The organism is Vibrio sp. 1580 (assembly GCF_033340055.1).
This window is the reverse complement of record NZ_JAWOVT010000005.1, coordinates 190,877-213,224: the sequence shown is the minus strand read 5'-3', so window position 1 is coordinate 213,224 and position 22,348 is coordinate 190,877. Positions and strand designations below refer to the sequence as shown.

At 44.7% G+C, this 22,348-nt stretch carries 20 protein-coding genes and 1 pseudogene; 4 read left to right on the top strand and 17 right to left on the bottom strand.

Annotated elements, in window-relative coordinates; genetic code table 11:
* Nucleotides 1-40: 40 nt before the first annotated feature.
* From R7093_RS10240 to R7093_RS10220, 5 genes are all read right to left on the bottom strand, one after another.
* Nucleotides 41-814: a TatD family hydrolase gene (locus tag R7093_RS10240; RefSeq protein WP_033905570.1), complete on the bottom strand. Its 774-nt coding sequence runs from the start codon at nucleotides 812-814 to the stop codon at nucleotides 41-43.
* A complete protein-coding gene (locus tag R7093_RS10235) occupies nucleotides 801-998 on the bottom strand; it encodes a DUF5363 family protein (RefSeq protein ID WP_033905572.1) in 198 nt (65 codons plus the stop codon). Before R7093_RS10235 ends, R7093_RS10240 begins: the two co-directional genes overlap by 14 nt.
* A 94-nt stretch (nucleotides 999-1,092) precedes the next feature.
* Nucleotides 1,093-2,682 carry a peptide chain release factor 3 gene (gene prfC, locus R7093_RS10230; RefSeq protein ID WP_033905573.1) on the bottom strand — a complete coding sequence of 530 codons (1,590 nt, stop codon included), beginning with the start codon at nucleotides 2,680-2,682 and terminating at the stop codon, nucleotides 1,093-1,095.
* A gap of 285 nt (nucleotides 2,683-2,967) precedes the next feature.
* Nucleotides 2,968-3,423: a ribosomal protein S18-alanine N-acetyltransferase gene (gene rimI / locus R7093_RS10225; RefSeq protein WP_005380122.1), complete on the bottom strand. Its 456-nt coding sequence runs from the start codon at nucleotides 3,421-3,423 to the stop codon at nucleotides 2,968-2,970.
* A 12-nt stretch (nucleotides 3,424-3,435) separates the two neighbouring features.
* Nucleotides 3,436-3,837: a DNA polymerase III subunit psi gene (locus R7093_RS10220; RefSeq protein ID WP_005380121.1), complete on the bottom strand. Its 402-nt coding sequence runs from the start codon at nucleotides 3,835-3,837 to the stop codon at nucleotides 3,436-3,438.
* Nucleotides 3,838-3,996: 159 nt separating this feature from the next.
* On the opposite strand from R7093_RS10220, the pseudogene R7093_RS10215 reads away from it, so the two are divergent.
* Nucleotides 3,997-4,442: pseudogene (locus R7093_RS10215) on the top strand (hypothetical protein).
* A 62-nt stretch (nucleotides 4,443-4,504) separates the two neighbouring features.
* Here R7093_RS10215 and R7093_RS10210 read toward each other — a convergent pair.
* Together R7093_RS10210 and R7093_RS10205 are read right to left on the bottom strand one after the other, a co-directional pair.
* Nucleotides 4,505-5,008: a GNAT family N-acetyltransferase gene (locus tag R7093_RS10210; protein ID WP_005380119.1), complete on the bottom strand. Its 504-nt coding sequence runs from the start codon at nucleotides 5,006-5,008 to the stop codon at nucleotides 4,505-4,507.
* Nucleotides 4,992-5,519: an SCP2 domain-containing protein gene (locus R7093_RS10205; RefSeq protein ID WP_005394645.1), complete on the bottom strand. Its 528-nt coding sequence runs from the start codon at nucleotides 5,517-5,519 to the stop codon at nucleotides 4,992-4,994. Before R7093_RS10205 ends, R7093_RS10210 begins: the two co-directional genes overlap by 17 nt.
* Nucleotides 5,520-5,882: 363 nt before the next feature.
* On the opposite strand from R7093_RS10205, the gene R7093_RS10200 reads away from it, so the two are divergent.
* The 3 genes from R7093_RS10200 to R7093_RS10190 all read left to right on the top strand — a co-directional run bounded on the left by R7093_RS10200 (nucleotide 5,883) and on the right by R7093_RS10190 (nucleotide 9,968).
* Nucleotides 5,883-7,922: a bifunctional diguanylate cyclase/phosphodiesterase gene (locus tag R7093_RS10200; RefSeq protein WP_005380112.1), complete on the top strand. Its 2,040-nt coding sequence runs from the start codon at nucleotides 5,883-5,885 to the stop codon at nucleotides 7,920-7,922.
* Between the two features lie 133 nt (nucleotides 7,923-8,055).
* Nucleotides 8,056-9,069, top strand: coding sequence for a peptidase U32 family protein (locus R7093_RS10195; RefSeq protein ID WP_005386427.1), 1,014 nt, complete (start codon nucleotides 8,056-8,058; stop codon nucleotides 9,067-9,069).
* Between the two features lie 20 nt (nucleotides 9,070-9,089).
* Nucleotides 9,090-9,968 carry a U32 family peptidase gene (locus R7093_RS10190; RefSeq protein ID WP_021034024.1) on the top strand — a complete coding sequence of 293 codons (879 nt, stop codon included), beginning with the start codon at nucleotides 9,090-9,092 and terminating at the stop codon, nucleotides 9,966-9,968.
* A 51-nt stretch (nucleotides 9,969-10,019) separates the two neighbouring features.
* Here R7093_RS10190 and R7093_RS10185 read toward each other — a convergent pair whose 3' ends face one another.
* From R7093_RS10185 to rimP, 10 genes are all read right to left on the bottom strand, one after another.
* Nucleotides 10,020-11,366 (bottom strand): MATE family efflux transporter, encoded by a 1,347-nt coding sequence (locus tag R7093_RS10185; RefSeq protein WP_033905574.1) that lies wholly within the window; start codon nucleotides 11,364-11,366, stop codon nucleotides 10,020-10,022.
* 124 nt (nucleotides 11,367-11,490) lie between these two features.
* Entirely contained in the window at nucleotides 11,491-11,913 is a 423-nt protein-coding gene (locus tag R7093_RS10180; RefSeq protein WP_005380103.1) for a MarR family winged helix-turn-helix transcriptional regulator, read from the bottom strand.
* A gap of 99 nt (nucleotides 11,914-12,012) precedes the next feature.
* Nucleotides 12,013-12,933, bottom strand: a complete 921-nt coding sequence (gene nlpI, locus R7093_RS10175) for a lipoprotein NlpI (RefSeq protein ID WP_005380101.1) — start codon at nucleotides 12,931-12,933, stop codon at nucleotides 12,013-12,015.
* Between the two features lie 178 nt (nucleotides 12,934-13,111).
* A complete protein-coding gene (gene pnp, locus R7093_RS10170; RefSeq protein ID WP_005380098.1) occupies nucleotides 13,112-15,247 on the bottom strand; it encodes a polyribonucleotide nucleotidyltransferase in 2,136 nt (711 codons plus the stop codon).
* A 292-nt stretch (nucleotides 15,248-15,539) separates the two neighbouring features.
* Nucleotides 15,540-15,809 carry a 30S ribosomal protein S15 gene (gene rpsO, locus R7093_RS10165; RefSeq protein ID WP_005380094.1) on the bottom strand — a complete coding sequence of 90 codons (270 nt, stop codon included), beginning with the start codon at nucleotides 15,807-15,809 and terminating at the stop codon, nucleotides 15,540-15,542.
* 141 nt (nucleotides 15,810-15,950) lie between these two features.
* Complete coding sequence (gene truB, locus R7093_RS10160) at nucleotides 15,951-16,904, bottom strand: tRNA pseudouridine(55) synthase TruB (protein WP_017820421.1); 954 nt, start codon at nucleotides 16,902-16,904, stop codon at nucleotides 15,951-15,953.
* Nucleotides 16,904-17,299: a 30S ribosome-binding factor RbfA gene (gene rbfA, locus R7093_RS10155; protein ID WP_005380087.1), complete on the bottom strand. Its 396-nt coding sequence runs from the start codon at nucleotides 17,297-17,299 to the stop codon at nucleotides 16,904-16,906. Before rbfA ends, truB begins: the two co-directional genes overlap by 1 nt.
* Before the next feature lie 114 nt (nucleotides 17,300-17,413).
* Complete coding sequence (gene infB / locus R7093_RS10150; RefSeq protein ID WP_005380086.1) at nucleotides 17,414-20,125, bottom strand: translation initiation factor IF-2; 2,712 nt, start codon at nucleotides 20,123-20,125, stop codon at nucleotides 17,414-17,416.
* Nucleotides 20,126-20,147: 22 nt separating this feature from the next.
* Nucleotides 20,148-21,635 carry a transcription termination factor NusA gene (gene nusA / locus R7093_RS10145; RefSeq protein WP_005380084.1) on the bottom strand — a complete coding sequence of 496 codons (1,488 nt, stop codon included), beginning with the start codon at nucleotides 21,633-21,635 and terminating at the stop codon, nucleotides 20,148-20,150.
* Nucleotides 21,636-21,671: 36 nt separating this feature from the next.
* Entirely contained in the window at nucleotides 21,672-22,127 is a 456-nt protein-coding gene (gene rimP, locus R7093_RS10140) for a ribosome maturation factor RimP (protein WP_005386424.1), read from the bottom strand.
* Nucleotides 22,128-22,348: the final 221 nt, after the last annotated feature.

Genomic DNA, 22,348 nt, shown 5'->3' with positions numbered 1-22,348 from the left:
GCAGGAAAACGTTTTCGATTTCAAACCACATCTTTAGATTTTATTCACATATCGAGAAAGCAAAATTGCTATTTTTCCACAGTTGAGAGGCAATCGATTGCTTTCGGCCGTTATGCAACTCTACGAGCTCATTAAAGACGTGAATGAGTTTGGCTGGGTGATTTGACTCCCCTTGATATCCAAGTATAGGCATATCTGGTGCGTCTGTTTCGATTACTAGGTTTTCGAGTGGTAATTTTTGAATTGCGTCGCGTGTTTTCTTGGCTCTTGGGTAGGTAATCGTTCCTCCTACACCGATAAAAAAACCTAATTTGACCCACTCCATGGCTTGCTGATAACTCCCAGAAAAAGCGTGTAGCACACCACCTCTAGGGAGATTCGCCGCTTTCACCATTTGAATGAGGCGATTGTGCGCTTTTCGGCTATGTAAAATAACTGGGAGTTCGAAGCGTCTAGCCAGCTCAAATTGAACTTCAAGTGTCTTTTCTTGCAACTGTGGGTCAACATCAATGGCAAAATCTAAACCACACTCTCCTATTGCCACGCACTGTGGCCCTTTTTGATTTAGATAGCCTTCTAGCTCTGTAAGGTGCTGCTCAACGTTATCTTCAAGAAAATACGGATGAAAGCCGAGCGCATAATACAAATTAGCATGTTGCTCTGCCAAGGTTTGAATACGAGCCCAATTTTGCGGACCGACGGAAGGAATCAAAATTCTCGCGACACCTTGCGTTTGAGCAAGCTCAAGTTGATGCGCAAAGTCATCTTGAAACACATCAAAATCAAAGTGGCAGTGCGTATCAAAGAGCTTCATCTTGACGCTTTTTATCTGTATCTGCGGGCAGAAAATCAGAAGATCGTTGGGCTTCACTCTTCTCTTCAGTTTGATGGGCAGGGTCTTTTCGATATGGGACACAACTGCGTTTCTGATCGGGAGTTAACCCCATCTCTTTACACCAGTTGTCGTAACGCTTTAGCCCACGTTTAAACCAATTCATATCTTATCCTTATATAAAAACGCCCTTGGCTAAGTTTATAGCCAAGGGCGTTTTAAAATCTAGTTTGCGTTACGGCTTACCCTAACCGCGCAAATTAGTGCTCACGTGTCGCACGGAAATCAACGTCAGGAAAACGCTCTTTCGCTAAGTTTAAGTTAACCATTGTTGGAGCGATATACGTTAGATTATCACCACCATCCAATGCTAAGTTCGCTTGATTCTTGCGTTGGAACTCATCCAGTTTCTTCGCATCATCACACTCAACCCAACGCGCAGTTGCAACGTTAATGCCTTCATAAATCGCTTCAACGTTATACTCAGATTTCAAACGAGCCACAACAACATCGAACTGAAGTACACCAACGGCACCAACGATCAGATCGTTGTTCTGTAGAGGACGGAATACCTGTACCGCACCTTCTTCTGATAGCTGAACCAAACCTTTGAGAAGCTGCTTCTGCTTTAGTGGATCTTTCAGGCGAATACGACGGAATAGTTCCGGAGCGAAGTTCGGAATACCAGAGAACTTCAATGATTCACCTTGCGTAAAGGTATCACCAATCTGAATAGTACCGTGGTTGTGTAGACCAATGATGTCACCGGCGTAAGCGTGTTCTGCACGTGCACGGTCACCAGCCATAAAGGTTACTGCATCAGAGATACTCACTTGCTTGCCAAGACGAACGTGGTTCATCTTCATACCTTGCGTGTAAGTGCCCGATACAATACGCATGAATGCGATACGGTCGCGGTGTTTTGGGTCCATGTTCGCTTGGATCTTAAATACGAAACCAGAGAACTTCTCTTCAGTCGCTTCAACTTCACGTTCAACCGCTTGACGAGTTTTCGGCGCTGGAGCCCATTCAGTTAGACCGTCTAGCATATGATCCACACCAAAGTTACCTAATGCAGTACCGAAGTAAACTGGCGTCAGGTCACCTGTTAGGAACATTTCCAAATCAAACTCAGGGCAAGCACCCATGACAAGCTCAAGCTCTTCTCGAACACTTTCCGCAAGGCCTGCACCAACTTTTTCATCAAGCTCTGGGTTATCGAGACCTTTGATGATTCGAACTTCTTGAATCTCATGACCGTGACCTGATTCGTATAAAATCGTTTCATCACGGTGAATGTGGTACACACCTTTAAATTCTTTACCACAGCCGATTGGCCATGTAATTGGCGCACACATCATGCCCAACTCGTTTTCTACCTCGTCCAATACTTCCATTGGATCACGAACGTCACGGTCAAGTTTGTTCATGAAGGTTACGATTGGCGTGTCACGCAGACGCGTTACTTCCATCAGCTTACGTGTACGATCCTCGACACCTTTCGCCGCATCGATAACCATCAAACACGAGTCTACTGCCGTTAACGTACGGTATGTATCTTCCGAGAAGTCTTCGTGTCCAGGCGTATCAAGTAGGTTTACCAGACAGTCATTGTAAGGGAACTGCATTACAGAAGTGGTAACCGAGATACCACGTTCCTTTTCCATTTCCATCCAGTCTGATTTTGCGTGCTGTGCGTTACCACGACCTTTAACCGTACCTGCTTTTTGGATCGCGTTTCCGAATAACAGTACTTTTTCAGTAATGGTGGTTTTACCCGCATCCGGGTGAGAAATAATAGCGAACGTTCTGCGCTTAGACACTTCGCCTAAAAAAAGGGGATTTGACATTAGTTAATCTTCTAAATTACTTTCATGCTCACAAAATAGGCAAGCATATCTACTATTCGATATTGTGCGGTATTCTCGCTTATTATCGCTGTGCTAGCAAACTGGAAAGACATGAACTGAATTTACTCGGCTCACCAGCCTTTACCTGCAACTAACAAGGGAAAGCCAGCTCCACACAAAGAGATGTAAAAATTCAAAAAATTATTATTACATATTCAAAAGCCTCGAATCCGGATACGCATTTAAAGCATAAGTGTTGATGAGGTAATTAGTAACGGCCTAAAACTAACTCAAAAATAAGTAACTCATGATAATGGCGTCTTCCTTACCATTTCCCGATTTAGCTGGGTAATAGTTGTAACGACGGTCCACTTCATTAAAACCTGCTTGCTCATAAATATGGATAGCTGGGTGATTACTTTCACGCACTTCTAACCAAGCACTCTCTGCTTTGGCTTGTTCACAGTATTCAATAAACGCGTCCAGCAATTTTTGCCCTAGCCCTCTGCCCTGTTGAGAAGGTGCTACTGCAATATTTAATAGTGTCACTTCTCCAACAATATTCTGTCCATAGAAGTAACCAACCACTTGAGAGCCTTCCAGCATCACATGATGGCAAGCACCGCGACTGGATAAGTCACGAACCAAAGATTCGGCCCAAGGGTGAGAATGTGCTTGCTGCTCGATTTGCCAAACTTGGTCGAGGTGCTCTGCACGCATCGGCGTAATTTCAATTGTCACGCATTAGCTCCGTTAAGAAGAGTACGAACAGATTTGTTGCCACAATGCGCGGCGCTGTTCGTTATTACCATCAATATCTTGTAATAGTGGCGAGGTCAGGTGCTTTGCCTTGATGCTTTGATCAGCCTCACAGCCTGCAAACCACACCCACTCTAGCTGATGTTCACCCAGCATGGATAAGCGCTCAGGCTCTAGGTGTAGCGCATCATCAAGCGTGAGCTTAATGCTTTTTAATACGCGCTCAAACATCAATGCCGTCTCGTTTTCTGGACATATTGGCGATACCAATAGGAGTTTACATGAACTTTGCAAATCCAATAATGGCGATTGATAGCCTTCCAGTCTTTCAGGGTGTACCAGCTCCCATGTGCTGATCCCCATTTCACGTAAATACTGTTTCTCGTTAATTGACATTTTCCGTCACCTATTTGAACGAGGGCAATCCTATCAAATTATCGCGATTATACCTAAAGGACTTCAAGAAACACCTGAACACAATGAGATGATTTGGATATTCCTGAACATAGCGTTTTGCCAACGGCCACACATTGGGTATGACATATGAGGTACATTATGAAATTCTTAAATACGCTACTACTTTGCACACTGGTAGCCGCCACCAGCGTGAGTGTTTTTGCTAATAACAGCGATGAGTGGGAGCTGATTGCAACGAAAACCGTTAACTTTCATACAGAAACAGATACCGTGACACCAAATAGCCATTCCGAAACCGAAGCTTCAGTAAAATAAAACTAAAATGTGTGCAAGGAACGGTAGACATGAATGGTTTAAAAGTCGTCATGACAGATGGTAGTGAGAAAAAGCTTTCCTCTATGGGCGTACTAACAAGCGGATTGTCGACTCGTGCCTGGAGCCTTCCAGGTACAAAAGAAGCCAAGCTAAAACGGATTGAAATGACTTACAGTAGCTGGGGAAGCACAAAACTTAGCCTGCTAGGGGTAAGTAAAAAAGCGAAAATAGAGGTCTGGGGCAAAAAGAAAAGTAACCAGTCATCCTAACCTCCCTATCTCAGTTTTCAGTGAATAAGAAAGAAGCCCACTTAGTCGTGGGCTTCTTTCATTTACAGTTCAGAGAACTCTGGCGCATAGTCTATGCGTCCGGAGCGTCCAGCACATTGACCTTCGACCAACTCTGCGACTCGAAATGCACCTTTAGGGACATCCCAAGCACATTCAAAGCCCATCTCGTCGCATGATTGAAAACCCTGGCGCGCGTAATAATCAGGATCGCCCAACACCACACACACTGGGTAACCAAAATCACGCAGTGAATCAAAACCTTCTTTGATCAACTCTGCAGCGATGCCTTGGCGACGGTAATCTTCATGAACAGCTAATGGCGCTAGCCCTTGCCATGACAAATCTTCACCATTTAAGGTCACAGGGCTAAATAAAGCATGGCCTATCACCTCTCCCTCATCTGTACACGCGACTAAGGAAAGCGTGAATTTGCTGTTTTCGCGCAAACGCATCACAAGCTCAGCTTCAGCTTCCGTCGGGAAGGCGTGTTTCAATAAGCGGTCAATGGTAAGAATGTCCGCTGGGGCTTCAGTTCGAATAAGCATTCGCTACTCCGGTTGGTTGTGCAGGCGCTTGAACTCCTTTCTGAACAAAATCAGCCAATTGATTCAAAGCGACTTGCATTGCTTTCGGTAACTGCTCTAAGTCGACACTGTCCATTAAGTTTTTCACTTCTAAGCCAAGCTCAGTATCACCTTCAATTGAAAGGCGACGTTGGAAGAACAGTGTGTCAGGGTCTTCTTTACGACCAGCAATCAGTACTAGGTCGTTTAGATTACCACTAAAACTCACATCTTCCTGAACTGGTTTTTCAGCTACCACCAATTTTTCGTCTTGATAGCTGATGTACCATGCTAAGTTCAAGTCTTTAATCGCAACTTTTAACCACTTGTCTTCAAGGAACTCAAAGTCACCATCTTCCAAGGCTTCTTTAAACACCATTTTTAGCCCTTCTAGCAACGCTTTTTGCTGAATTGGCTGTGGTAATAACTGGACTGGAGAACGCAAAATATTAGCTGCGTTCTTTACTAGTTGACTGCGAATCTTGTTTAACACGTTCATTATCCGTTACTTTGTCATTAGGTTGCTTATATTAAGCAATCGTGGCGATGAGATTACTGTTATGTATCAATAAAGTGCTTATTTTAGATTGGTGGTTTATTGCTCACTAACGCTTCTTTTTTTGAACTTACGTGTATTATTGATGCGAACAGGTGGATAAACACTTTTACAACCGTATTTTCAAAGTTATAGTTATCTGAGCGTATCCATGTGATTGTCGACTGCACAGCTAAAACCGCGAGCCCTTTAATGGCAAGTAACACTTTGGCTTGGTGGTAGATCGCCGCAGGCTTATCAGGGTGTCGCTTTTTATACACGGACGAATAATCTGGCTCATTGGAGATCGGTAATACCCTAATGCCTTCCCAGCAATTAAAACATTGGTTTGCCACGCTAACCTCAAATAGCCCTTTCTTCTTTGCCATTCTTGATAAAAAACACAATTATCGAATGGTAAGTGACCGTTACTGCGATATCGCAGGTTTAAGTCATGAGGAAATCGTCGGCTTAAACGATTGCCAAGTGCTGGGTGAACAGTTTTATAAGAAGCTTGCACCATACTATCAGCGCGCGTTCAAAGGGGCACATGTCGAAGCCGAAATCACGCTCGATGAAACCGACCTTGAAACCAGTCTTCACTTTAGTCTTTCGCCAGTTTTTGAAGGTAACGACATTCGCTTTGTTGTTTTTCACGCTGTCGATACTTCAGAAAAGCAGATACTCGTTCGCTCCTTAGAAGAGTCCGAAAGTAAGTTTGCGAAGTTAACACAACTGCTACCAGACGGCTTACTGCTTATCGAAGATGATATTGTCATCTCTGCGAACCCCGCATCAGCGCGCCTTCTCGGACTTAACTCTCCTCATGAATTGTTGGGCGAAGAGCTAAGTCGTTTATTCATCGATGAAAACAGTAAAAAGGTATTTAGTCATCGATTGAGTACATTAATTTCTGACAAACCTTTTGTCTGCTTAACCAGTGCAAGATGCGGCTTTGAACGGAAAGTTCAGCTACACGCGGATTCCACGGCGATATTAGGTAGCGAATCTCAAATTATCCTAATCCAAGATGCTGATGATGCGCCCAAAAACCTGTCTTCTGCATCGAATGAAGACATACACATTGACTCGCTCACCAAACTCTACAACCGCTTTGGCTTCACCAAACGTTTGGAACAGCTGATCAAAAAGCAAACACCGCTTCTGGTGTTCTATTTGGATATCGATAACTTCAAAAACATTAATGACTCACTTGGTCACCATATTGGCGATAAAGTGATTCAAGAGGTATCGGCCCGTCTTAAACGGTTACTGCCAAACCAAGCGATTATTGGTCATTTGGGTGGCGATGAGTTTGGCGTCATTCTGCCGGAGCCAGAAAACACCCGCATGGCTGAAATTTTGTCCGATCGCATTATCTCGTTGATCAACCAACCTTTCGACTTGCACCACTTCAGTAAACGCCTTGCGTGTTCAATTGGTAGCGTTCGATACCCTGAAGACGGACAAGATGCGCGAATCCTACTACAAAATGCCGATACTGCGATGTATGAAGCCAAAGATCGTGGTAGAAATCGTCTGATCAAATTTAACGATCAAATGAACAAAGAAGCGCGTATGCGTTTGTGGCTTGAAATTGAACTGCAAAAAGCATTGCAGCAGAACGGTTTGGAAGTGTGGTATCAACCTAAGGTTAACGCGCGAGACTTCAGTATCAACGGCGCAGAAGCGCTCGTTCGTTGGAAGCATCCAGTCGAAGGGTACATTAGTCCTGGCTCATTCATTCCTGTCGCCGAGCGCGCTGGGTTAATAGAACACCTTGGACGTGTCGTGATGCGTGATGTTTTCAATACGGTAAAACGTTGGAAGCAACAAGGCATACTGCCAGGCCGTGTCGCCATCAACCTCTCTCCCGAGCAATTTGGCAACCCACAGCTGATCGACTTTATGGAAAAGCTGCTTCGCACTACCGAGCTTGATCCAAGCTGCATTACCTTCGAGCTAACCGAAAGTGCCGTGATGAGTGATAGCGAACATACACTGCAAATGTTGAATGCGATTAAAAAGCTTGGCTTCGCTCTCTCTATCGATGACTTTGGTACCGGCTACTCTTCTCTTTCCTACTTAGCGCGTTTTCCTATTGACGAGCTAAAAATCGACCGCGCTTTTATTAATGATATCGACACACTACCGAAACAAGTCACTGTGATTGAAAACATCATTAATCTGGGTAAGTCGCTCGACTTAACTGTCGTTGCCGAGGGGGTGGAAACCCACCAGCAAGCGACCCTGCTCTCTAACCTTCAATGTAATGCGATTCAAGGATTCCATTTTTATCGCCCGCAGCCAAAACATGAAATTGAAGAGCTGTTTGTACAGAATCGTCGTCACAAGAACTAACCCCGACCCGATACCCTTACTCGCAAGGGGTAAATATCGACTTTATTGAGCTAAACCTAACTTAGGTCAATTTCGCTATTCATAATTCTTCATAAAATGCGGACACCTTTTTATTCTCAATGATTGTGAGCATATGGAACTCTTGTGTCCCGCGGGTAACCTGCCTGCGTTAAAAACTGCGATTGATTGCGGTGCCGATGCCGTCTACATTGGTTTCAAAGATGATACCAACGCCCGTCACTTTGCTGGCCTCAACTTTAACGGCAAAAAGTTAGAAAAAGCGGTGCAATACGTTCATGACCGCAATAAAAAAATTCATGTCGCGTTGAATACCTTCGCTCATCCCAATGGCTTCGAGCGCTGGACGAACGCAGTAGACAATGCAGCGGCACTGGGTGTAGACGCGCTGATTGTTGCAGACATTGCAGTGCTGGAGTACGCGGCTCGCAAATATCCCGATCTAGAACTACACCTTTCAGTGCAAGCATCAGCGACCAACGTCGCAGCCATTGATTTTTACAAACAAAACTTTAACGTAAAACGGGTAGTATTACCTCGCGTTTTATCGATTCATCAGGTCAAACAGCTTTCACGCAACATCACTAGCGATGTCGAGTTAGAAGTCTTTGCTTTTGGTAGCCTTTGCATCATGTCTGAAGGTCGCTGCTACCTATCGTCATATATGACAGGCGAGTCTCCAAACACTGTGGGAGCATGCTCTCCAGCTAAGTACGTTCGCTGGCAAGAAACAGAAAATGGTCTGGAATCCCGCCTTAACGACATTTTGATCGATCGCTACAGCGCCGGTGAAAATGCGGGCTACCCTACCTTGTGTAAAGGTCGTTTCGAAGCAGAAATCGAAGGCGAGAAAAAACGCTACCACGCACTGGAAGAACCAACCAGTTTGAACACCCTCTCTATGCTGCCAGAACTATTTGCTGCAAATGTGGCGTCTGTAAAAATTGAAGGTCGCCAACGTAGCCCAGCTTACGTAGAACAAGTCACTCGAACATGGCGAGCCGCGATTGACCGTTACCAAGCAAACCCAGAAGCTTATCAAGTCGAAGCGGCTTGGGATGCCGCATTGGCAAACGTGTCTGAAGGTACGCAGACCACACTTGGTGCTTATCACCGCAAATGGCAGTAGAGGTTAAGATGGATAATTCAATGAAATACGCGCTTGGTCCGCTGTTGTACTTCTGGCCAAAACAAGATATCGAAGCGTTTTATGAACAAGCGAAATCAAGCTCCGCGGACATCATCTATCTTGGGGAAACCGTATGTTCAAAACGTCGAGAAATGAAGCCTTCGCATTGGCTTGAAATCGCAAAAGAGCTGTCTGCATCTGGCAAGCAAGTGGTGCTATCAACAATGGCACTACTAGAAGCTCCGAGTGAAGTAAACATAATGAAGAAGTACATCGACAACGGTGACTTCGCGATTGAAGCAAATGACGTATCTGCTGTTCAATTGGCATCAGAGCATAAAGTGCCTTTCGTCGTTGGCCCTGCAATCAATACTTATAACGCACACACGCTCAACTTATTTTTGAAGCAAGGTATGATGCGTTGGTGCATGCCTGTCGAGCTATCTCGCGAATGGTTAAACGATACTTTAGTTCAGTGTGACGAGCTTGGTATTCGTAACAAGTTTGAAGTTGAGGTATTTAGCCACGGTTATTTGCCTTTAGCGTATTCCGCTCGCTGTTTCACAGCCCGAGCTGAAAACCGAGCGAAAGACGATTGCGAAACCTGCTGTATCAAATACCCTACGGGTATCCAGGTCAGCAGCCAAGAAGGGCAAGAAGTCTTTAACCTTAACGGCATTCAAACACAGTCAGGGTATTGCTACAACCTCATCAATGACTTACCTACTATGAAAGGGCTGGTTGATGTGGTCCGGTTAAGCCCTCTTGGTATCGACACTTTTTCAGAGTTAGAGCGTTTTCGCTCAAACGAATACGGCGATAATCCTGAAAAGCTCGAAAGCCGCCAATGCAATGGCTATTGGCATCAACTAGCGGGCTTAGAAGTAAAAACCATTTAATCCTTAAAGATAAAAGCGAGGCCTAGCCTCGCTTTTATCTGTTAGCTTTTGTTAGCAGGCTTGCACCCTTGGTTCGACAGAACTCTCATTAAGCAGCTTTTTCACATCTCGCCACAACATACTGATCACGACCAAACTCAATGCAATGTTAGACAATGGGAAAGCTAACCAAATACCTGTCACGCCGAAAAGTTTCGGCATAATGAATAAGAATGGCAACTGGACCAGCATGTTGCCTAGTGTTACAAACATAGCTTTGCTGCCTTTGTTTACTGATTGATAGTACGCGGCCGCCACAACTAAAAAACCATCTAAGAACAACGCAAACATGTGTAAACGAATCCCGATCACGGTGCTATCAATCAACTGTTGGTCAGCATTATTAAACACCGCAACCAGTTCGTACGGGAAAAGGTTCATCAAAACAACGAACGCCACCCCACCAAGCACAGATGTCCCCATCGCGACCTTTAATAACTTTCTGATGTTCTCCTGATTACGTGCACCGTGGTTGAAGCTCACTAAAGGCTGCATACCATTCGCAATTCCTTCTGCTATCAGATAGTAAACCGTCACGATGTACCCCAAAATGGCGTACGCTCCGATCAACATTGCACTTCCGTATTGAGCAAATAACGAGTTGTGCAGTGCCACCATCACAGAGCCGTAGGCGTACATAAAGAAACTTGATGTACCTATCATGATAATCTTTGGTGCAGCATCAACCTGAACTTTGAAGTCGCGGATACGAAGGCGTAATGTTGCTTTTGAAGTAAAGAAGTAACCAATACCGAGCACAGTGACCACTAATTGTGCAAGTGCAGTGGCAATAGCGGCTCCGGTTAACTCCCACTCCAACCAAGCAATAAATACGTAGTCTAATACAATGTTAATAACGGCACCGATGACCATCAAAATCGTTGCTAAGTTCGGGCTGTCGTCATTGCGTAATAAAAACGGAACTGCGATAGAACCCAACGTGAATACGCACGCGACAATCAGAATATGCAAATATTGCAGCGCAAGTTCAAACACTCGCCCTTCCGCACCTTGCCAGCGAATAAATTCATCCGAAAACAAGAACAATATTGTAGCAACGATCGGCATCAATGCCGCTAACAACGTCAATCCGGTCGTTAGGATTCGCTTAGCGCCTTCATGATCGTTCTCTCCTTGCTTGATCGAAGTCAGCGCGCCAGTCCCCACCCCAATCATCATTCCTATACCGAGGATCGAACCGATAATAGGCCACGCAACATTGATCCCAGCTAATCCGTCAGCGCCAACATAACGGCCAATAAAAATGCCATCAACTATTTGATACAAACCGTTTACGAGCATTGCTGCGACGGTTGGAATCGTATATTTCCAAAACTGTCTATAAATTGAGTTTTGCATGACTGTCACCAGTAGTTAGCAAAGCTAACCATTTAATTAGCAAGGCTAACTAAATGGTTAAATTAAATAAAAGAAAGATGAAACAACAAAAACTAAACCATACAGCTGAGGCCTTTGCTTCAGTTTAAAATGACTTATTACTCAATGCTTTATTCAATAAAGCTTGTAACTGTTCAGCTTCTTGCTGATTTAATTGTTGCATCATTTGGTCAGAGATATCTTTGTACACTACCTGCTCCAAAGACATTTTTTCTGCGACTTCTTCCGTAAGCAACACACGCTTAGCACGAGCATCCTCATTACATGCGATGCGTTTCACCAAACCCTTTTTTTCCAAACGCACAACCATTGTCGATGCGGAAGGCTTAGTCACTTGCAGCTCTTCTGCAAGATCGGTTATTCGCACACCCTCAGGGTAAACCTGAATCACACGTAAATAATCGAACTCATTAAAGCTTAGATGTGATAATGGATCTTCTTTGGCATAGACACGCCAAGCTTTGGCGCAAAAACGCTCTAAATCAATCAAGCTTTCTTCTAATGCCATAAAAGCCACCACCACTTAGTTAGCAAGACTAACTATTTTAAATGAGTCACTCATCAAGTTCAATCATAAAAAAAGCCGCTCTCATCGAGCGGCTCTAAATCATTCAATTTCCAGCTTCTTGGCAGCCTTTAACTTGGCCAATCTATCTTGCTGTAATTGATCGTAAATTTGCGCCAACTCCAAGAAAGAATAGCGATGCTCAACATAATCGTAAACGTTGAACGAAATCGCGAGCTTATAAAGTGAGATGGCACTTGCGATATCACCTTCAAGCTGATTACGCTTTCCAAGGTAGAAATACGTTTCCGTCAATCGTTCAGCTAGGCGATAGTTCTCTCTCGTTCCATCCATAATTGCTTTAAGCGCGTCTTCGTCCGAGACGTCTCGCAGCATGATAGCAACAAGAACCCACCCCCACTCTTCACTACGATCTCGTAAATAACGCTGTTGAAGATTGGCTTTTGCTTGCTCTGGATTTTGCTCAGCTTCGATGATGTACAGCCATAATGAACGAAAAGGATCCGTTGGCATTTCTTGATAATGCTTGGTCATATCTTCTAAAGCGAGATCGATTCGGCCACCATAATACAGTGCAATCGCACGGTTGCGCTCAGCATAGGTATTATCAGGAGCCAACTCTATGGTCGAGTCAAACGCTTCATATGCCGCATCAAACTCTCCTACTTGGGTAAAGTATACTCCCAAAAGATTGAAGATGTCCGGCTGAGCAGGATTCAACTGCAAAGACTGGTTAAAGTCCAAACGGGCAAGATCACGTAAACCAACGCTGTCGTAGTAGCTACCGCGCTCATAATGCATTTTAGCGCGCACTTCATCACTAAGGTCGGGACGTTGTAGCAACTGCGAGAGACGCGCGATTTGTACTTCTTGTTGAACACTAGGCTGAAGTGGCACCGCCATCGGTGGATATAACCACTTTTGTGCTGATTGTTGAGAAGTATTTGCACAACCGGTCAGCGCGATAGCAACACATAAAATTGCGGTTTGAAACCATTTCACTAATTGATACTCCTGTTTGGACCGCTCAAGATTTATTTCTCTTAATGCAATATAGGCGATAACCTCGTTTGAGGTTAATACATCGAAACAAACCAAAAAAGGGGAGCGAAAATGCTCCCCTTTTATAACATGCTTTCAGGCCCTTAATCTAATAAAAGGCTGAAAGTCTCATTTTGTCTTACTCGTCTTTAGCAGCTGGTGCTTCAGCAGCAGCTTCTTCAGCTGGCTTTTCTACCGCTTCTTTCATGCTTAGACGTACACGGCCTTGGCGGTCGATTTCAAGAACTTTAACTTGAACTTCTTGACCTTCAGCTAGGTAGTCAGACACTTTCTCTACGCGTTTTTCTGCGATTTGAGAAATGTGTACAAGACCATCTTTGCCTGGAAGAACCGTTACGAATGCACCGAAGTCAGCTAGACGTGCAACTTTACCTGTGTAGATACGGCCCACTTCCACTTCAGCAGTGATCTCTTCGATACGGCGGATAGCTTCTTTCGCAGCAGTGCCTTCAGTTGCCGCAATCTTGATAGTACCGTCGTCTTCGATTTCGATAGTTGTACCAGTCTCTTCAGTTAGAGCACGGATAACTGCACCACCTTTACCGATAACGTCTTTGATCTTCTCAGCGCTGATCTTCATCGTGTGAATACGCGGAGCAAATTCAGAGATGTCTTCACGAGCACCAGAGATAGCTTCATCCATTACAGATAGGATGTGCTTACGTGCGCCTTGAGCTTGGTTAAGCGCAATTTGCATGATTTCTTTAGTGATGCCTTCGATCTTGATGTCCATTTGAAGTGCAGTGATACCAGTGTTAGTACCTGCTACTTTAAAGTCCATGTCACCTAGGTGGTCTTCATCGCCAAGGATGTCAGAAAGTACAACGAAATCGTCACCTTCTTTAACAAGACCCATTGCGATACCAGCAACAGATGCTTTGATTGGTACACCTGCGTCCATAAGCGCAAGAGAAGTACCACATACTGAAGCCATTGAAGATGAACCGTTAGATTCAGTGATTTCCGATACAACACGTACTGTGTATGGGAACTCATCAACAGAAGGCATTACTGCAGCAATACCACGCTTCGCCAGTTTACCGTGGCCGATTTCACGACGCTTAGGAGAACCTACAAAACCAGTTTCACCTACACAGTATGGAGGGAAGTTGTAGTGCAGTAGGAAGTGATCTTTACGCTCACCAGTTAGCTCATCGATGATTTGAGCATCACGCTGAGTACCTAGCGTTGCCGTAACGATCGCCTGAGTTTCACCACGAGTGAATAGCGCGCTACCGTGAGTACGAGGAAGAACACCAGTACGTACATCTAGTGCACGAACCATGTCTTTTTCACGGCCATCGATACGTGGGTTACCTGCAATAATACGGCTACGTACTACTGTCTTCTCTAGATCATGGAAGATAGTGTGGATTTCTTTTGTATCTGCTTCAGGATCTTCAGCAAGAAGAACTTCATTTACTTCCGCAGCGATCTCATGGATGCGGTCGTAACGAGCCATTTTCTCAGTAATTTGGTAAGCTTCAACAAGTTTAGCTTCTGCTAGATCAGCAATCTTATTTTTAAGCGCTGTGTTCTCTTCAGGAGCAACCCAATCCCAAGCAGGAGTTGCAACTTCTGCTTTGAATTCGTTGATAGCTTGAATAGCAACTTGTTGTTGGTCATGACCATAAACAACCGCCGCTAGCATTTCTTCTTCAGTTAGGTTGTCCGCTTCTGACTCAACCATCAGTACTGCTGACTCTGTACCTGCAACAACAAGGTCAAGCTTAGAAGTTTCTAGTTCAGTTTGGCTAGGGTTAAGTACAAGCTGACCATCGATATGACCAACACGCGCCGCACCGATAGGGCCGTTGAATGGAATGCCAGAGATAGCAAGAGCAGCAGAAGTACCGATCATTGTAACGATATCTGGCTGAACATCTGGGTTTACAGACATTACTGTCGCGATAACCTGAACTTCGTTTTTAAACGCGTCTGGGAATAGCGGACGGATTGGACGGTCGATTAGACGAGCTGTTAGCGTTTCGCCTTCAGAAGGACGACCTTCACGTTTGAAGAAGCCGCCTGGGATTTTACCCGCAGCGTAAGTACGCTCTTGGTAGTTAACCGTTAGTGGGAAGAAGTCTTGACCTGCAACGGCTTCTTTTTTACCTACAACAGATACGAATACAGACGTATCATCCATTGTGACCATAACTGCTGCTGTAGCTTGACGTGCAATAACGCCAGTTTCTAAAGTAACTGTGTGGTTACCGTACTGGAACGTTTTAACAACTGGTTTTTCGAACATTGTTATTCCTTGTTTCTAATCTTCCTTTAGTGCTTAAAGAAATCTTAGATGTGTTAATTGACACTCAAGGCATTACGAATCGCGACTAGTAAAAAGAAACTCGGAAGTTCCTTTTGAATAGTCGCGACCTTTTGGTCGACGTGGTTGACTGTAATGCTATGAGCTTTTGAGAAAACCTCTTACAAGGTTTAGCCGCCAGTATTATAACGGCATAAGTCTAATTTGGCTAAATTTAGGCAACAAAAAAGGGGCATAAAGCCCCTTTTTAGACAAACTGCTATGCAGTCGCTGATTAGCGACGTAGGCCTAGACGTTTGATTAGGTCTTGGTAGCGAGCTAGGTTTTTACCTTTTAGGTAATCTAGAAGCTTACGACGACGAGAAACCATGCGTAGAAGACCACGACGGCTGTGGTGATCGCCTTTGTGCGCTTTGAAGTGACCTTGTAGGTGGTTGATAGAAGCTGTAAGTAGAGCTACTTGAACTTCTGGTGAACCAGTGTCGCCTTCGCCTTGTGCGTATTCTGCAACGATTGCTGCTTTAGTTTCTGCATTCAGAGACATAATTCTCTCCTAATAAGAGTAGGTTTAAAGTTGTAGCAGCCAATCTCTGATTCAGCCGCTACGCGAAGCGCGGATTATAGGGAAATTTCCTATCTCGTGCAATATAAAAATACCGACACTCAGGTCGGTATTTTCAATCATTTACTTGGATGCAACGTCATCTCGGAACACGACCAATCGCTTAGGAGCGATTTTGCCATCTTCGTTCATTTCGCCAACGCCAATAAACAAGCGTTCTTCACCCATAGTAAGGCGAAGTGAGCCCTCTGTCGGAGCACCAAATACTTGAACGGGCTGCCCATGTTGGACCATATCCGCCAGTTCAGGCACCAAGTTGACTTCTGGTAAGTCTTCTACCGCTGTATCCATTGGCAAAAGCAGTGGGTCCAGTAGTTCTCGAGGCGCTCGTTCCTCGCGGTGAGCTTGCTCTAGCAACTCATTTAGTTGCTCAAGTGTTACCATATTCTCGTAAGGGTATTTAGCAACACCAGTACGACGAAGCATAGTTACGTGCGCACCACAACCTAACATTTCGCCCAGATCATCAACGATAGTACGAATATAGGTACCTTTAGAGCAGTGCACTTCCATCTCTACTTCATCGCCTTCAAAACGGTGAAGAACAATCTCATATACCGTGATCTTACGAGATTCACGCGGAACTTCGATGCCTTTACGAGCGTATTCATACAAGGGTTTACCTTGATACTTCAACGCAGAGAACATGGAAGGCACTTGATCAGATTCACCACGGAACTGATCGATGCACGCTTCTAGCTTGTCTAACGTAACATCGACTGGACGCGTCTCTACAACTTCACCATCCGAGTCAGACGTATTGGTACGTTCACCCAGCTTTGCGATCACACGGTAGCGTTTATCAGAATCAAGAAGAAACTGAGAAAATTTTGTCGCTTCACCCAAGCAAATTGGCAGCATGCCTGTCGCTAATGGGTCCAAGGCTCCAGTGTGGCCTGCTTTCTCAGCAAAGTAGATTCGCTTTACTTTTTGCAGTGCATCATTGGAAGAGATACCTGTTGGTTTGTCCAACAGTATAACGCCATTAATTGGACGACCTTTACGACGACGAGCCATTATTCTTCGTCCTCACGACCAGAATCTTTTTGCTTTTGTTTGTCTGAACTAACGACTTCAGACACTAGGTTAGACATACGCATACCTTCAACAAGCGTATTGTCATAGTGGAAGCGGATTTCTGGCGTTAAACGTAGACGAATACGCTTACCTAACATCATGCGAATGTGCACTTCGTGCTCACGTAGCGCTGCTAGACATGATTCAGGTGTTTGCTCACCCACACACAGGAAGGTCACAAATACTTTTGCGTAAGCTAGGTCACGAGAGACTTCTACGTCTGAGATCGTCACCATGCCAAGGCGAGAGTCACGAACTTCACGTTGAAGGATCATCGCTAGTTCTTTTTGCAGCTGCTGTGCAACGCGCTGCGTGCGGCTAAATTCTTTTGACATATCTTTACTCTTATATAGAAAGAATGGGGGGTTGGTCAAAGCCAGCCCCCCATGGTGTATTCAACAACCAATTACTACTTATCTTTCAAAGACAATATTAGTAATTTTAGTCAATTAGTCTAGAGTACGTTTAATTTCAACGATTTCGAAGACTTCGATTTGGTCACCAACGCGAACATCATTGTAGTTCTTAACGCCGATACCACATTCGTAGCCATTCTTAACTTCTTGAACGTCATCTTTGAAACGACGTAGTGACTCTAGTTCACCTTCGTAAATAACAACGTTATCACGTAGTACACGGATTGGGTTGTTACGCTTGATCACACCTTCTGTAACCATACAACCAGCGATAGCGCCCAGTTTCGGTGACTTAAACACGTCACGAACTTCAGCAAGACCAATGATCTCTTGCTTGAATTCTGGAGCAAGCATACCGCCCATTGCTTGTTTCACTTCATCAATCAATTGGTAAATGATTGAGTAGTAACGTAAGTCAACAGCTGCGGCTTCAACAGCACGGCGAGCAGAAGCATCTGCACGAACGTTAAAGCCAAGGATGATTGCGTTTGAAGCTTCCGCTAGTACTACGTCAGTTTCCGTAATACCACCTACACCAGAACCAACGATGTTCACTTTAACTTCGTCAGTAGATAGCTTAACTAGTGAGTCAGCGATTGCTTCTACAGAACCTTGAACGTCTGCTTTAAGTACAACGTTAAGTTCAGCAACTTCACCAGCAGTCATGTTAGAGAACATGTTCTCTAGTTTAGATTTCTGCTGACGAGCAAGTTTCACTTCACGGAACTTACCAGCACGGTAGTTAGCTACTTCACGCGCTTTACGCTCGTCACGAACTACTGTTGCTTCATCACCTGAAGATGGTACACCTGAAAGACCTAGGATCTCTACAGGGATAGATGGGCCAGCCGAAGTAATTTCTTTACCTAGCTCATCACGCATTGCACGAACACGGCCGTATTCTTGACCACAAAGAACGATGTCGCCTTTGTTTAGTGTACCTGATTGAACAAGTACTGTTGCAACTGGACCACGACCTTTATCTAGGCGAGATTCAACAACAACACCAGATGCCATGCCCTCAGCTACAGCTGTAAGTTCAAGAACTTCAGACTGAAGAAGGATTGCTTCTAGAAGACCATCGATGTTTGTACCCTGTTTAGCAGAGATGTGAACGAACATGTTCTCACCGCCCCACTCTTCAGGAATAACGTCGTATTGAGCAAGCTCGTTCTTAACGTTATCTGGGTTCGCGTCTTCTTTATCGATCTTGTTCACAGCAACAATTAGAGGAACGCCTGCCGCTTTCGCGTGCTGAATCGCTTCTACTGTTTGTGGCATTACGCCATCGTCTGCTGCAACTACAAGAACAACGATATCTGTTGCTTGAGCACCACGAGCACGCATTGCAGTAAACGCTGCGTGTCCAGGAGTATCAAGGAACGTGATCATGCCGTTGTCTGTTTCAACGTGGTACGCACCAATGTGCTGAGTAATACCACCCGCTTCGCCAGAAGCAACGTGTGTGCGACGGATGTAGTCAAGTGTTGACGTTTTACCGTGGTCAACGTGACCCATGATAGTAACAACTGGAGCACGTGGAACTGCTTCCGCGTTAGTGTCACGGTCAGATAGTACCGCTTCTTCCAGTTCGTTCTCTTTACGAAGAACTACTTTATGGCCCATTTCTTCAGCAACAAGTTGTGCTGTTTCTTGGTCGATCACTTGGTTGATAGTCGCCATAGCGCCCATCTTCATCATTACTTTGATAACTTCTGTCGCTTTAACCGACATCTTGTTAGCAAGTTCTGATAGAACGATCGTTTCGCCAATTACAACGTCTTGCTTAGCAACCGTTGCTGACTTATCAAACCCGTGCTGCATTGAAGTCGGCTTAGCAAGTTTGCCCTTACGACCTCTACCGCCACGTTGGTTGTTACGGCCACCGCGAGCTTGGTCGTCTTTACCCGAAGCTGCTTTTTTCTTCTTACGACGACCGCCTTCTACTTTGCGATCTGCTTCATCTTCGGCTTCACGTGCGTATTGTGAAGTCGTTACATGGTAATCTGTATCTTCCATATCACCCTTTTTCTCTTCTGCAGCAGACCAACGCTCTTTATTCTTTTCAGCCAATTCGCGAGCTTCTTCAAGCTTGCGCTGACTTTCCTCTTCAGCCTTACGCTTAGCTTCTTCTTCCTGACGACGTTTAAGCTCGTCGGCCTCTTTTCGCGCTGCTTCTTGCTTAATTTTCTCTTCAGCATCACGCTTTGCTTTTTCTTCAGCATTACGTTGTGCATTCGTATCTACGTCTCGCTTCGCTTTTTCTTCAGCTTCACGTTTCGCTTTTTCTTCCGCTTCACGTTTTGCAGCTTCTTCAGCTTCACGTTTTGCAGCTTCTTCAGCTTCACGTTTTGCAGCTTCTTCTGCTGCACGTTTTGCTGCTTCTTCTGCTTCACGTTGTGCTGCTTCTTCAGCTTCACGTTTCGCTTCATCTTCAATTGTGCTGCGCTTCACGTATGTACGTTTTTTGCGCACCTCAACCTGAACATTCTTACTCTTACCACCACCCGCGTTCACACTAAGTGTACTACGAGTTTTACGCTGAAGCGTAAGGCGAGTCGGCTCTGAATCACCTGATTTATCACCGTGTTCTTTCTTTAAATGAGAGAGAAGCTTCTGCTTCTCTTCATCAGTAACATTGTCAGAGCTCGCCTTTTTAATGCCAGCGTCAGCAAGTTGTTCAATCAAGCGGTCGACTGGCGTACCAATCTCATCACTCAGTGCTTTAACTGTTAATTGTGTCATGCCGCTTCCTCCTTGCCGAAAATTATGCTTCTTCGCCGAACCAACAGATGTTACGTGCGGCCATAATTAGCTCACCTGCACGTTCCTCGGTCAGGCCTTCGATACCTTCTAAATCGTCAATACCTTGGTCAGCAAGATCTTCCAGTGTCGCTACACCTTTCGCTGCCAATTTAAATGCCATCTCACGCTCAAGACCTTCAAGTGCAAGTAGGTCCTCAGCTGGTTCTAGACCTTCAAAAGACTCTTCTTGTGCTAGTGCGATCGTCGTTAGTGCATCTTTTGCACGTCCACGAAGCTCTTCGATTAGTTCTTCATTCAAACCATCGATTTCTAGTAGCTCGTTAACTGGCACGTATGCGATTTCTTCTAGCGTTGAGAAACCTTCTTCAACAAGAAGTTGAGCGAAGTCTTCTTCAATATCTAGGTACTTCATGAAGTTTTCAATAGATGCTTGTGATTCTTCAGCGTGTTTCTTCTGAAGATCAGCAACTGTCATAACATTCAGTTCCCAACCGGTTAGTTGAGATGCTAGACGCACGTTTTGACCGTTACGACCAATAGCTTGCGCTAGGTTGTCAGCTTCAACTGCGATGTCCATTGAGTGTGCATCCTCATCAACGATGATAGAAGCAACATCAGCTGGCGCCATTGCGTTAATAACGAATTGAGCTGGGTTATCATCCCAAAGAACGATATCGATACGCTCACCACCAAGTTCGCCAGAAACAGCTTGTACACGTGCACCACGCATACCAACACACGCACCTACAGGGTCGATACGTTTGTCATTTGTTTTGACAGCGATCTTAGCGCGAGAACCAGGATCACGTGCTGCGCCTTTCAACTCGATAATATCTTCTGCGATTTCAGGCACTTCAACACGGAACAGTTCTGCCAACATTTCTGGCTTAGAACGAGTGATGAACAATTGGAAACCACGTGCTTCAGGCGCGACTTTGTAAAGAAGGCCACGTACGCGGTCGCCTGGACGGAAGTTTTCACGAGGAAGTTGGTCATCACGCAGGATTACCGCTTCAGCGTTATTACCAAGATCAAGCACGATTGTGTCACGGTTTACTTTTTTCACGACACCAGTGATTAGATCACCTTCATTGTCGATGAACTGTTCAACGATTTGTGCGCGCTCAGCTTCACGAACTTTTTGTACGATAACTTGCTTAGCAGTTTGAGTCGTAATACGGTCAAACGTTACTGATTCGATTTCGTCTTCTACGTAGTCGCCAAGCTCGATTGAATCATCTTCGTATTGCGCTGCTTCTAGTGAGATCTCTTTTGTAGGGTTCTCAACGTCATCAACAACTAACCAACGGCGGTAAGTTACAAACTCACCGGTTTTACGGTCAATGGCAACACGTACGTCGATTTCGATTTCGTATTTCTTCTTTGTAGAAGTTGCTAGAGCAATCTCAAGAGCCTCAAAGATACGCTCACGAGGTACCGCTTTTTCGTTCGATACCGCTTCTGCTACCGCTAAAATTTCTTTACTCATTGTATTTAGCCTCTAAGCTTAAACTTTTTTAGGGAACTAAAATTTAGGGATCAGGTTAGCTTTGGAAATGTTACTTAGAGCAAACTCTTCTTGCTGACCGTCTACAGTAATTGTCACTGTTTCGCCATCAACACCGTGGATAATACCTTTCCACTTACGACGGTTTGCTACAGCCATTTTCAATACGATGCTGACCTCGTGACCAATAAATTGCTCGTAATGTGCTGCTTTAAAAAGTGGTCTTTCTAAACCTGGAGAAGACACTTCTAGGCTGTAAGCAACAGAAATTGGATCTTCAACGTCTAAAACTGCACTAACTTGGTGGCTAACTTCTGCACAGTCGTCTACGTTAATACCATTTTCATGGTCAATGTAGATACGTAACGTTGAGTGCGCGCCTGCACGAATGAATTCTAATCCAACTAACTCATAACCTGATGCCGCTACTGGCGCGTCAAGCATTTCAGTAAGTTGTCTTTCTAAACCAGTCATTTAACCACTCCAGAAACAAAAAAAGGGCTCAGAGCCCAATCAAAAAACCAAGCAGTATCTGAGCTATTTCAAAAAGCTCAGATAACAAAAAACCCCGATAGTCGGGGTTTTATGCTGCTGGACCCTGATACGTTAAGAATAGCCAACAATTGCTTTTCTTAACTCGTAGTGTGGTTAGCACTACGCAAACTTGCCAATCTACGATTTCCTTTTAAAGAAAG